Below are 13,315 nucleotides of genomic sequence, written 5' to 3'. Positions count from 1 at the left end.
ATACTGTTTATTTTTTATTATATTATTTTCTTTGGGAAGTATCACTGCACAAACCCAAGAAAAAAAACTCCCACTTACACAAATATTAACTCAAATTGAAAAGCGTTTTAACATCAAATTTTCTTATGCAAATCGTGATGTAAAAAAAATTGAGCTTATTCCTCCTGATACTAACTTATCGTTCAACGAAACGATGACTTATCTAAATAAGCAAACCAACTTTTTATTTCAAGCTATAAGCAATAATATTATTGCGATTCAAAAAAAAAAAGATCACGAAAATTTTAAACCTGTAGAAAAGCTAGAAGAAGTTATGCTTACTAACTTCTTAGCAAAAGGAATCAACAAAAAAAATAATGGTGTTTTTGAAATTAACTATAAAAATTTCGGAATCCTTCCCGGTCTAATAGAGCCCGATGCTTTACAAACATTACAAGCACTTCCCGGTGTAGAAAGTGTAAATGAAACAGTTTCTAATATTAATGTCCGCGGTGGCACCAACGATCAGAATTTAATTTTGTGGGATGGCATTAGAATGTATCAATATGGACACTTTTTTGGCTTAATTTCTTCCTTCAATCCATATCAAACAAAAAAAGTAAGTCTTATAAAAAATGGTACAAACCCGGCTTTTGGCAATAGCGTTTCCAGTGTTATTTCCATGGAAACCGAAAAAGACCTCAACAAAAATTTTTATGGAGAAGTCGGTGTAAATTTTATAAGCACTCATGGATTTGTTGATACCCCTCTAGGTGAAAAATCTTCTATTCAAGTTTCTGCAAGAAATTCAATAAACGGTTTTTTTATTACCCCTACTTATTATCAATACTACGATCGAGCTTTTCAAGATACCGAAATAACTTCCAGCACTCCACAAAGTATCAATAGCGACCAAGATTTTAATTTTTTTGATGCAAGTGTACGTTGGCTATATGATTTTTCTGACCAAGATAAATTACGTGTAAATTTCATTTACACCGGAAATGATTTAGCTTTTACAGAAAATGCACTAATCGGCGGCAATCTAGTTTCGAGAGAAAGTAGTTTGTCTCAAAAAAGTTTAGGTTTTGGTATTCATCATAACAGAACATGGAGCAATAATTTTGAAAGCTCTACTCAATTTTATTATTCAAATTACAATGTTAACGGAACTAATGCCGACGTTTTTGAAGATCAACGGGTTTACCAAGAAAATAATGTAAATGAATTTGGGCTAAAAATTAATACGCTTCTAAATTTCAATAAGTATTTCCAATTTCAAAATGGATATGAATTTATAGGAACGAATATTCGTGATACCGAAAAAATTAGCAACCCTTCTTTTATGCAAGAAGATGAAGAATCATTAACCACTCACGCGCTATTTTCATCCATAAAATACAGATCTGACAATAAGCAAACACGAGCTGAAATTGGCGGAAGGTTTAATTACTTCAACAAGTTTAATTTATTATTAGCAGAACCTCGTATTACTTTTAATCAGCGTTTTTTAGATTTTTTCACCCTAGAAGTTTTAGGAGAGTTAAAAAGCCAAACCACCACACAAATAATAGATTTTGAAACTGATTTTTTAGGAATTGAAAAAAGAAGATGGCAATTAGCTAATCAACAAGACATTCCCATATTAAAGAGTAAGCAGCTTTCTTTAGGACTTCGATATTATAGAAATCAATGGCTTTTTAGCGCTGAAGCATACACCAAAAAAGTAGACAATATCAGCTCGCAAAGTCAAGGATTTCAAAATCAGTATCAGTATGCACAAATTATTGGTGATTATACGATTAACGGAATTGATTTTTTAGTTAACAAACGCTTTGAAAATCTGAGCGCCTGGATTAGCTATTCGCTTACCAACAATAACTATATTTTCGATAATTTAGGAAACACTAGTTTTCCGAATAATGTAGAAATTATCAATTCCTTATCTGTTGCAGCGTCTTATAATTTAGATCAGTTTAAATTTTCAGGAGGAATAAATTGGCGTTCCGGAAAACCCTTTACACCACTAACAGCAGATGGACTTGAAAATAATATTTTTCAATATGAAGAAGCTAACAGTAGCAACCTAAAAAACTATTTACGAGTAGATGTTTCTGCAAGTAAAGAGTTTAACCTCAACAAAAATCTGGATGCTTACGTAGGTATTTCTATTTGGAATTTATTAGACAGAAAAAATATTATAAATGCCTATTATGAGCGCCCAAATAACAATGACATTGAACTTATAGAGCAAGAAGCATTAGGCTTAACACCAAATTTTGTGTTCCGATTAAAATTCTAAGTTTACAATAGTTTTGTAAGTGTTATCTTTCATTTTAAATATCTATCTTCGGTGCAAGAAATATTTTCTCTGTAATGAATAACTTTTGGCGAAAAATTGTAAATCGGTTTATTTTAACCGAAGATGATATTAAACCTGGCGCAACAGTTTCTGAGTTTAGGTTTGCGAAAGCGTTTAGAAAATTCAAAATATCTATATTACAATTAGTAAAAGAGATTTTATTTATTCTTTGCGGAATTTTTTCTGCTGCCTTTGGCTTAGAAAGTTTTTTATTACCCAATAATTTTATTGATGGTGGTGCTACAGGAATTGCTTTACTTTCTTCCGGACTAACAGATTTACCTTTATACTGGCTAATTTTAATTGTCAACATTCCTTTTGTTTTACTTGGTTTTAATATTGTAGGAAAACAATTTGCCGTAAAAACCGCTATTGCTATTGGTATATTGGCCTTAGTTATTGCAAATGTTCATTTTCCTGAAGTTACCGATGATAAATTATTGGTAGCTGTTTTTGGCGGATTTTTTTTAGGCGCAGGAATTGGTTTTTCAGTAAGAGGCGGTGCTGTAATTGATGGTACAGAGGTTTTAGCAATTTATTTGAGTAGAAAATTTGGCGTTACCATTGGTGATATTATTATTGCTATAAACGTTATAATTTTCTCTACTGCAGCGTGGTTACTTTCTATTGAAGCCGCTTTATATTCTATGATTACTTATTTCGCTGCCTCTAAAACACTCGATTTTGTTGTTGAAGGAATTGAAGAATACATAGCTGTAAATATAGTTTCAGTCCATAGTGATGAAATTCGAGAAATGATCATCAATAAAATGCGTCGTGGCGTAACAGTTTATAAAGGTGAACGCGGTGTAAAACACGCACAAGGCGACGACCGATTAGATATTATTTATACCGTTATCACTCGCCTAGAACTTAACCGATTAAATACTGAAATCTTAAAAATAGATTCTAATGCGTTTGTGGTAATGACACCGGTAAAAGATACAAAAGGCGGAATGATTAAACGCCGCCCTTTACATTAAACCTTTTATCTTACATCTGTTCAGGTACATCTATTCCTAATAATTCAAAAGCACTTTTTATGGTATTAGCTACAGTTTTTGCTAATTGAACTCTAAAAATTTTTTCTTCTTGATTATCTACACCCAGAATACTTACATTTTGATAGAAGGAATTAAATTCTTTTACCAAATCATAGGTGTAATTTGCAATTAAAGCCGGACTGTGTTGTGCCGCAGCTTGCTGAACTTGTTCTGGAAAAAGTTGTAATTGTTTAATTAATTCTCGCTCTTTCTCGTGTAAATTATATGATTGAATGTCTTCTTGATAATTGAAAGTTGCTTTTCTTAAAATGGATTGAATTCTAGCATACGTATACTGAATAAACGGACCTGTATTTCCTTGAAAATCTACCGACTCTTCCGGGTTAAATAAAATTCGTTTTTTGGGATCGACTTTTAAAATATAATATTTTAATGCTCCGAGACCGATGGTTTTATACAACTTTTCTTTTTCTTCTTCGGTATAACCATCTAGTTTTCCTAATTCTTCAGAAATTTCTTGAGCGGTTTTAGTCATTTCTTTTATCAAATCATCTGCATCTACAACAGTTCCTTCTCTACTCTTCATTTTTCCGCTTGGTAAATCTACCATTCCGTAACTTAAATGATACAAATGATTTGCCCATTCAAAACCTAATTTTTTCAGAATCAAGAATAAAACTTTAAAATGATAATCTTGTTCATTACCAACAGTGTAGACCATTCCGTTAATATCGAAATCTTTAACCCGCTGAATTGCGGTTCCGATATCTTGCGTCATATAAACCGCGGTTCCGTCGGCTCGTAATACAATTTTTTCATCTAAGCCTTCATCAGTTAAATCTATCCAAACGCTGCCATCTTCTTTTCGGTAAAAAACTCCTTTTTCAAGTCCATCGTTAACCACTTCTTTTCCTAATAAATAAGTATCGCTTTCGTAATAATTTTTATCGAAATCTACGCCCAATTCTCGATAGGTTTCTTTAAAACCATCATAAACCCACTGGTTCATTTTTTTCCAAAGTGCCACTACGTCTTCATCGCCGGCTTCCCACAGTTGTAACATTTTTTGGGCTTCTAAAAGAATTGGAACAACATTAGTGAAGTTTTTATCTAATAGGGCTTTTACTTTTCTGATATCTTTTTCTGAAAACTTTTCTTTTGCAGATTTATTTAGATATAAATCACCAAATATTTCCACAAATTTATCTCTTGAAGATTTTATCTTTTCAATTTTTTCACCTTGTTCAATGAAAATATAATCTAAATTTGAATACGGCAACGATTCTATTTCTTTTTCAGAGATTAAATTATCAAATCCATAAAACTCTTTGACAGACTTACCAATAGCATCAAAATACTCTTCAGATATTTCAGAATTTTTAATTGCTTTATAAATATTAAATTCCTGATTCTCTATACTTTTATTCAAAGCTGAATTAATTTTATTTACTACATCCCCAATAATTTCATTCAGTTGATATTTAAATTCTTTATCAAATTTCACATAATATTCACCTACAAATTTATCCCCTTTTATATTTCTAGACTGTGGTGTTTCTCTTTCTCCATTTTTATCTCTTGGAGATAAATCTCTCCATGCGACCATACTTTTGCAAATATGTATTCCACGGTCATTAATAATTTGGGTTTTGTAAACGGTATTACCGGCAGCTTTTAAAATTTCAGCTACAGAATAGCCTAATAAATTATTTCTGATATGGCCTAAATGAAGCGGCTTATTAGTATTTGGCGATGAATATTCTACCATGATTTTTGGTGAATTTTCATCGGTTTTTATGCTTCCGTAATTTGTATCGTCTTTAATGTTGTTAAAACTTTTCAGAAAATAATTATCACTTAAAACAATATTTAGAAAACCTTTTACGACATTAAAATCAGCAACCTCCGTTACATTTTCTTTCAAATAGTTTCCGATGGCTTCACCTAAAACTACAGGATTCGTTTTTACTTGCCGTAACATCGGGAAAATAACCACCGTAATATCGCCCGCAAATTCTTTGCGCGTGGCTTGAAACTCTACGTGGTCTATACTTGCTGAATGAAGTTTCTCTACTGCTTCGTTTACTTTCTGTGTAAGTGTTTCCTGAATATTCATGGATGAAAAATTTGAAGCACAAAGATAATTTAAAAATTAGAGTTGACTAGCTTCTAGCTTGGCTTTCCTTTTTAAAAAACTACCATCTTTTATCAGGGAAAAATCAACTTTAAAAAATTGATTCCTAACAGAATACTGTTTAATTGTTAATCAGCCAATTAACTTGTAAATTTATATACCTTTTTTTGGTTAGCTTTTTGATGCAATATATTACTGAAAAAGTTTCTAATATAGAACAATGAATTTATCGCTAAAAACAATTATTTCAACCTTAGTTTTATCGCTTACTTTTTACAGCTTTACTAATTCCGCTTCAACTACAAAAAGAGGAATTGATTTTTATAATGGCACTTATCAAGAAGCTTTAGAAAAAGCCAAAAAAGAGAAAAAACTGGTATTTATTTACCTGTACGCCAATTGGTGTGGCGTCTGTAAATCATTAAAGAAAAAAACCTTGCGTAACGAAAATGTTGGCAACTTCTATAATAAAGAATATATCAGTTTAGCTCTTAATGGAGAAAAAGGTGAAGGCGCTGAGATTGCAAAAAGTATTGGTCTCCAAAGTTATCCAACTTTACTTTATTTGGATGGTGGAAATGGGAGAATATTAAACCGCATTTCTGGGTTCAAAAGTCCAATTGAGTTTATTAACTTAGGTAAAATTTTTACCCAAGAATAATTTAAATTTACGATGCTACTCAACGTTTCTTATAATAAGCCTGAAATAAAAGAAAAAATAAATGCTGAAGTCGGTAAGCCTTTTACTCTAATGGAACGTATAAAATTAGGCGGAATTGGTAGTGGCAAATTATTTATTACTACTACAAGTATAGAAATTCACAACTTACTTATTCTTGACAAATACATTAATACTTGCGGAATAGAAATGCGCCCCGACGGCATTATTGTTACGTTTAGATCGCTTTTAGAAACGTATGCTCTTGTAATTCCTTTTTATAAATTAAAACTCTATAAAGGAAAAGCAGAAGAATATTCTATTTATCGTGACCATTATTTTATTAAAATTAAAGCCGATTCTAAACGCATACATAATTTTATGAAAAAGCTTACCAACTACAAAGCAGATCATTGGACATCTTCCAAAAACAATTTATAAACATTCGGGCTTTTTTATAGTTTCTTTTTAATAATTGAGTAACATTCATTTAAATTAAAACTTACGTTTAGCTATAGATTTCAGATCATATTTGCCGCAAAAACTAATGGATTTATTTATTTATGTTTTTGCCGCTTTATTCTCGGTAATTAACCCTTTAGGAACGGTTCCTGTATTTGTAGGATTAACAAAAGAAGACTCTTCAGCAGAACGTTCTAAAACCTCATTATTAGCAGCAATTAATACCTTTGTAATTTTATCAATCGCTTTTTTTACCGGAAAGTACATCTTAAATTTCTTCGGAATTAGTATTGAATCTCTACGAATTGCCGGTGGATTAATTATTGTTTCATCCGGATTTGCTTTATTAACAGGATCGTTCAATAAACACAAAGGAATGGATCGTGAAAAAGTAAAGAACGATGTAAAAGAACGCGACGGTGTTTCGCTCACTCCTCTTGCCATCCCTATGCTTGCCGGTCCGGGAGCAATTTCATTATTAATAGGTTTACAAGAAGACCATCATTTAATTTTAGACCGACTTGTTATTGTATTAGCAATTGCACTTACTTGTACCGCTACTTTTTTGATGCTAAAAAGTGCTCATTTTATTGTAAAATATTTGGGAGCCTCGGGGATTAACGCCATATCTAGAATAATCGGTTTTATTGTTATCGCTATCGGGATAGAATATATCAGCTCTTCTATAATGACGGTTTTAGGAATTGCGTTTGCTTAAATTACCTTTTCTTAAAAGCAACACCACCAATAAATGATAAAACGCCAAGGCAAATCATAGCAAAAGATTGCATATTATCTTGATCTGCAGCAACTTTATCGGTTCCGTTTTGTAAAGAAATATGTGGAAAAAAAAGCGTGTACAAACCATACAAAATAAGTCCGCTCCCCACCAGTAACAAAACAACTTTTAATGTGTTTTTCATTTTCTAAGCAACAATAAATTTTATTCTATGGAAATATAAATATTTTACTGTAAATTCAAGTAAAATAATGCTATGAAAATTTTATTGACGGGAGCAAACGGTTATATCGGTATGCGTTTACTTCCTCTTCTTTTAGAGATGAATCATCAAGTAGTTTGCGCAGTAAGAAGCGCCGACAGACTTTCTGTTGATAAAGAAACCTTAGAAAAGATAGAAATTGTAGAAATTGACTTTTTAAAAAAAGTTGAGCAAGATATTTTACCTAAAGATATTGATGCTGCCTACTACCTCATCCATTCTATGACCTCATCTACATCAGATTTTGATGAAAAAGAAGCACAGGCAGCTAAAAATTTTAATACATATGTTGCTGAAACATCAATAAAACAAGTCATCTTTTTAACTGGAATGACAAATGATAAAGTAAGCTCTAAACATCTAAGTTCACGAGAAAAAGTTGGTCAAATTCTTTCTAAAGGAAGCTTTCATCTTACTTGTTTACAAGCCGGAATTATAGTTGGTTCAGGGAGTTCTTCTTTTGAAATTATTCGGGATCTCTGTGAAAAACTTCCCTTTATGATTACACCTCGCTGGGTAAACACCAAAACACAACCCATTGCTATTAGAGATGTACTTCAGTTTTTAATGGGAGTTCTAGACAACGAAAAATGTTACGATGAAAATTTTGATATTGCCGGCCCCGAAATTTTAACTTACAAAAAAATGATGCTTTCGTATTCTAACATTCGTGGTTTACAATTGCACATTGTAGGAGTTCCTTTTTTATCCCCAAAATTATCTTCGTATTGGCTATATTTTGTAACCTCTACTTCTTATAAATTAGCTTCAAATTTGGTTGACAGTATGAAGGTAGAAGTAGTTTCTAAAGATAATCGACTTCAAAAAATGCTGAACATTCAGCCTATTTCATATACAGAAGCCATTAAACTAGCTTTTGATAAAATTGAACAAAATCAGGTTATTTCCAGCTGGAAAGATTCTAAAGTAAGCGGACGTTTTAGAAAAGATCTCAATAAATACGTAAAAGTACCTTCCCATGGTTGCATAAAAGATAATCAACAGCAAAAGGCTGAAAATCCCGAAAAATCACTTGAAAAAATTTGGAGTATAGGTGGTGAAAATGGATGGTACTATGGAAATTCGTTATGGAGATTCAGAGGTTTTCTTGACAAATTATTTGGAGGCGTTGGTTTACGAAGAGGAAGAACACATGCCAATAAAATTAATACAGGAGATTCGTTAGACTTTTGGCGTGTTCTCTTAGCTGATAAAGAAAAAAAACGTCTTCTTTTATTTGCCGAAATGCGCGTTCCCGGAGAAGCTTGGTTAGAGTTTTGTATAGATGAAGAAAATATCATTCATCAAACAGCAACTTTTAGACCTAGAGGTTTAGCCGGAAGAGCATACTGGTATAGTATGCTCCCGTTTCATTATTTTATTTTTAAAGGAATGCTAAATGAAATTGCAAAAGAAGATTAATTTATTTAATCCTCTTTTGGCAAAAACACTTCGGCCATCATACAACGGGCACTTCCGCCACCAAGGGTTTCTATAGTATGCAAATTACTGCTTAAAATCTCACAGTGCTTTTCTATTTTAGCAACTTGATCTGCCGTTAAACTTTGATGTGCACGTTCACTCATTACCAAGTATTTTTTCTGAAAAGCACCTTCTACTTGTAACATATTCCCGGCAAACTCGTGCATTTGGTCTTCAGAAATAGTTATAATTTCTTTACCGTCTTCCTTTAAGATTTTTACAATTGTTTTACGCTCTTTTTTATCGTCAATTGTATCCAGACAAATTACTACAAAATCTTCTGCTAAACACATCATCACATTGGTATGATAAATTGCTTTTCGTTCTCCATTTACCGTTTGATTAGCCGTAAAAATAATTGGCATGTATTCAAACTCTTCACAAAACTCTATCACTAAAGCTTCATCTGCTCGATCAGATAATGCGCAATATGCTTTTTCATTGGCGCGATCTAACAATAGACTTCCGGTTCCCTCTAAATAAACTTCTTCTTCTTCCGCAGTAGTATAATCTACTATATTTTTTATCTGAAAACCTTTTTCTTCTAAAGTTGCTAAAATATCTTCACGACGCTCAGGACGTCTATTTTTAGCAAACATTGGATACAAAGCTACATTTCCATTTTCGTGAAAAGAAACCCAATTATTAGGGAAAATAGAGTCCGGTGTATTATTTTCTTTAATGTCATCAACTACAATTACCTCTACTCCAACTTTACGCAATTTGCTAACAAAAGCATCAAATTCTTCTTGTGCTTTTTTGGTAATCGCTTCATTTTCTTCCGCTATTGATTTCTGAAAATAATTATTGACAGCAGTTTCTTCATTCATCCTAAAGGCTACCGGTCTAATCATTAATATAGTATTGGTAATTTGTTGCATAACTACGAGTTAATAAGAGATTAAATTCTATGCAAAAATAAGAAATCTAAGACGCTAACTAATCCTTTATTTTATTAATTTGAATTAGTTATTGTTAGTTTTAAGATTATAAACAAGCCCTAAACCATAAGTTGGTCCTTGAAATACATTTCTTCCTTTCAAAATATAAGAATAGGTAATATAAACACCTATGTTTTTGGTAAATGTTCTATAAAGTGTAGCGCCGACTTTATGATAATTTACTCCAAATTCTTTAAAATTTTGAGGCGGCGGTGTTCCTAGATAATCAATGCCACCAAAAGAATATTGATAATCATAAAAAGCTTCATAATACCAGTTAGGTAGAGCTCTTCCTACTTTAAAAACTAAGGGAAATGAATTAGGAACTTCTTCTAGTTTATAAGAAAAGCCACTTTGAAAGGTTGAAAACCAACCGCTATTATGTTTGTAATGAACTAGAGCTCGAGACTCAAAAATACTAGCTTGTTGACCAATATCATACAAAGTCCCTAAGTTATAATCGCTTACGTTGGTAGAAAAACCTCCACCAATACTAAACTGAAGTTTACTATTTGCAAATTGTTTTTTATACAAGCGATACTTTAAAAAAATAGAAATATCTTGAAAGCTACGCTCGTTTTTACTGACAATAAATGGAAGTGAAACACTCACATCAAAATCGTTTAAAATTCCGTAAGCAAAATACAAGTTAGTATAATAAATATCTCGACTAAGCTCTTTTTTATCCGTTCCTGCAAAATAATCTTTGCTATCTTCAAAACCACCGCCTAATACAAAACTTACATCTCCTTTTTCTTTATAAAAACCATCTATTCTTCCTTGAGAAAAACTCATGAATGTGCTTAATAGTAGAGTTAAAATTAACAACAGGTTTTTCATAAAGATCAAGTTGGTTATTGATCTTTAGTCGAAAAAAAATATTATTAATTACGCTACTCCCTAATTAAAGGCAAGGTAGAACAACGCAACAAACCTTCTTGTTTTGCGATTTCTGCATAAGGAACTTCTTCTACAGTAATGCCATTTTTACGTAACCAACTATTTAGACGAGTAAAAGTTTTTTCTGAAATAACCACATCTTCAGCAATTGAAAAAATATTGCTGTTCATATTATACATTTCTTCTTTTGTAATTTCAAAAACATTTTCTTTACCGAAATAATTAACCAACCATTCATATTCACTTTCATCTAAAAAACCATTTTTATGAATAATGGCTTTATTTTTTCCGACAGGCTGAAAGCAGCAATCTAAATGCAATGCATTATTCTTGGCGTCTTTATTATCTTTTCTCAAATTGAAAGACTTTACTTTTTTATGCGGAAATAATTCTTGTAAAGCTCTTACTGCCTTTATATTTGTTCTCGCTGTAATATAATCGGCATAATCCTCTCCGCGGTAAGTACCAACAAAAATATAGTCGTTATGAGGCATAACATCGCCACCTTCTACGTGAATTTCATCTGCAAATTTAATTACGTTTTCAGGTTTTACTTGATCTATAATATGCTGAATTGCTTCAATTTCACGTTCCCGATCTGGAAGAATATTTGCTTTGATAAATTTATCTTCAATTACAAAGCCAATATCTCTAGCAAAAATTTGATTGTATTCTTCTATTACTTTTGGACGATGAATTTCGACTTCATATTTTTTTAAAACCTCTTCTACAGCCTTCATTTCTTTAACCATATCCTGCTCTTCAGGATAAGTTCCTGCTTTTATGTGTTCTTTAGATTTTGGATCGTAAGCATCTGCTAAAGCCGGTTGGTCTCCAATTTCTCTGGCAATCCCTAAAATAACGGCCTTAAGCCGAGAAGTTTCATTTTCTATATGAAGTGGTAACATAAGTTTATTTTTAAACAAATATAAAAAAAGCTTCATATCTCTATGAAGCTTTTTTAAAAACGATAATAATAAAATTATCTATTAGTAATATCTTTAAAATCTCTTTGGTTTTCTCCAATATAAACTTGACGTGGACGACCAATAGGTTCTTTACGCAAACGCATTTCTCTCCATTGTGCAATCCAACCCGGAAGTCTACCCAATGCAAACATTACCGTAAACATTTCAGTAGGAATTCCTAGCGCTCTATAAATAATTCCAGAATAGAAATCTACGTTTGGATATAATTTTCTTTTTACAAAGTAATCATCCTCTAAAGCTTCTTTTTCTAATCCTTTAGCGATATCTAATACTGGATCTTCAACACCAAGGTTATTAAGTACTTCGTCTGCAGATTTTTTTATGATTTTAGCACGTGGATCAAAGTTTTTGTAAACACGGTGACCAAAGCCCATTAAACGGAAAGGGTCTTCCTTATCTTTAGCTTTTCCCATATACTTTTTAGTATCTCCACCATCTTCTTTAATTCCTTCTAGCATTTCAATAACTGCTTGATTTGCTCCACCGTGAAGTGGTCCCCAAAGTGCAGAAATACCAGCAGAAATTGAAGCAAATAATCCCGCGTGAGAAGAACCAACTATTCTTACTGTTGATGTTGAACAGTTTTGTTCGTGATCTGCGTGAAGAATTAGCAATTTATTTAAAGCAGCAGAAACTACAGGATCTACCTCATAATTTTCTGAAGGCTTTTTAAACATCATTTTTAAGATGTTATCTACATAAGTTAACGAACTATCGCCATAATCTAATGGCTGACCGTTGCGCTTTCTTAAAGTCCAAGCGAGAAGAACCGGAAATTTTGCCAATAATTTAATAATGGCATTATACATATCTTCTTCAGAATCTACATTTACAGCGCTTGGATTAAAAGCAATTAATGCGCTTGTTAGTGAAGATAAAACTCCCATAGGGTGAGCAGATTTAGGAAAACCATCTAAGATTTTCTTCATCTCTTCATCTACATGAGATTCTTTTTTAATATCTGCATAAAGCTTATCTAACTGTTCTTGCGTTGGAAGTTCTCCAAAAATCAATAAATATGCTACTTCTAAAAAACTTGCCTCTTCAGCTAAATCTTCAATAGAATATCCACGGTAACGTAAAATTCCTTCCTCACCGTTCAAAAAAGTAATTGCACTTTCGCAAGAACCCGTATTTTTATATCCTGGGTCAATGGTAATTAAACCACCTGTTTCAGCTCTTAACTTTTTTATATCTATTGCTAATTCCTTTTCTGTACCTTCTACGACAGGAAATTCATATTTTTTCCCGTCAATTTCTATAGTAGCGTTTCTTGACATGTGTATATATTGAATTTTAATTTTTTTAAGTGATGCTAATTTACAAAATTTACTGTTAAACACACGTTAAGAAAGCCCTGAAATTTAAAGCAAGACGGTCAATTTATATTAATTTTAATTGAA

General features: G+C 32.1%; 12 protein-coding genes. 6 read left to right on the top strand and 6 right to left on the bottom strand.

What is annotated here, in order from left to right; translation table 11 throughout:
* Positions 1–31: 31 nt before the first annotated feature.
* Both D9R05_RS13815 and D9R05_RS13810 read left to right on the top strand, forming a co-directional pair.
* Positions 32–2,281, top strand: coding sequence for a TonB-dependent receptor plug domain-containing protein (locus D9R05_RS13815; RefSeq protein WP_121667820.1), 2,250 nt, complete (start codon positions 32–34; stop codon positions 2,279–2,281).
* A 74-nt stretch (positions 2,282–2,355) separates the two neighbouring features.
* Entirely contained in the window at positions 2,356–3,324 is a 969-nt protein-coding gene (locus tag D9R05_RS13810) for a YitT family protein (RefSeq protein ID WP_121667819.1), read from the top strand.
* 10 nt (positions 3,325–3,334) lie between these two features.
* On the opposite strand, the gene argS is transcribed toward D9R05_RS13810, so the two are convergent.
* Entirely contained in the window at positions 3,335–5,461 is a 2,127-nt protein-coding gene (argS, locus tag D9R05_RS13805; protein ID WP_121667818.1) for an arginine--tRNA ligase, read from the bottom strand.
* Positions 5,462–5,699: 238 nt separating this feature from the next.
* On the opposite strand from argS, the gene D9R05_RS13800 reads away from it, so the two are divergent.
* The 3 genes from D9R05_RS13800 to D9R05_RS13790 all read left to right on the top strand — a co-directional run bounded on the left by D9R05_RS13800 (position 5,700) and on the right by D9R05_RS13790 (position 7,317).
* Complete coding sequence (locus D9R05_RS13800) at positions 5,700–6,140, top strand: thioredoxin family protein (protein WP_121667817.1); 441 nt, start codon at positions 5,700–5,702, stop codon at positions 6,138–6,140.
* Between the two features lie 12 nt (positions 6,141–6,152).
* Positions 6,153–6,578 carry a hypothetical protein gene (locus tag D9R05_RS13795; protein WP_121667816.1) on the top strand — a complete coding sequence of 142 codons (426 nt, stop codon included), beginning with the start codon at positions 6,153–6,155 and terminating at the stop codon, positions 6,576–6,578.
* A 106-nt stretch (positions 6,579–6,684) separates the two neighbouring features.
* On the top strand, positions 6,685–7,317 hold the full coding sequence (locus D9R05_RS13790; protein WP_121667815.1) for a MarC family protein: 633 nt from the start codon (positions 6,685–6,687) through the stop codon (positions 7,315–7,317).
* Position 7,318: 1 nt separating this feature from the next.
* On the opposite strand, the gene D9R05_RS13785 is transcribed toward D9R05_RS13790, so the two are convergent.
* Entirely contained in the window at positions 7,319–7,522 is a 204-nt protein-coding gene (locus tag D9R05_RS13785) for a hypothetical protein (protein ID WP_121667814.1), read from the bottom strand.
* Positions 7,523–7,594: 72 nt separating this feature from the next.
* Between D9R05_RS13785 and D9R05_RS13780 the strand changes: the two genes are divergently transcribed.
* Complete coding sequence (locus tag D9R05_RS13780) at positions 7,595–9,022, top strand: SDR family oxidoreductase (RefSeq protein WP_121667813.1); 1,428 nt, start codon at positions 7,595–7,597, stop codon at positions 9,020–9,022.
* Between the two features lie 5 nt (positions 9,023–9,027).
* On the opposite strand, the gene ctlX is transcribed toward D9R05_RS13780, so the two are convergent.
* The 4 genes from ctlX to D9R05_RS13760 form a co-directional block, all read right to left on the bottom strand.
* Complete coding sequence (gene ctlX / locus D9R05_RS13775; RefSeq protein WP_121667812.1) at positions 9,028–9,963, bottom strand: citrulline utilization hydrolase CtlX; 936 nt, start codon at positions 9,961–9,963, stop codon at positions 9,028–9,030.
* 84 nt (positions 9,964–10,047) lie between these two features.
* Complete coding sequence (locus tag D9R05_RS13770; protein WP_162984997.1) at positions 10,048–10,863, bottom strand: hypothetical protein; 816 nt, start codon at positions 10,861–10,863, stop codon at positions 10,048–10,050.
* A gap of 53 nt (positions 10,864–10,916) precedes the next feature.
* Positions 10,917–11,831, bottom strand: a complete 915-nt coding sequence (locus D9R05_RS13765; protein ID WP_121667850.1) for a dimethylarginine dimethylaminohydrolase family protein — start codon at positions 11,829–11,831, stop codon at positions 10,917–10,919.
* Positions 11,832–11,905: 74 nt separating this feature from the next.
* The gene (locus tag D9R05_RS13760; protein WP_121667810.1) at positions 11,906–13,192 is read right to left on the bottom strand and encodes a citrate synthase; all 1,287 of its coding nucleotides are present in this window, start codon (positions 13,190–13,192) and stop codon (positions 11,906–11,908) included.
* Positions 13,193–13,315 lie beyond the last annotated feature (123 nt).

The sequence above is a fragment of the Mesonia aquimarina genome (genome assembly GCF_003667275.1).
In the GTDB taxonomy this organism is placed as follows: Bacteria; Bacteroidota; Bacteroidia; order Flavobacteriales; family Flavobacteriaceae; genus Mesonia; species Mesonia aquimarina.
This window is presented reverse-complemented; position numbering and strand designations above follow the sequence as displayed.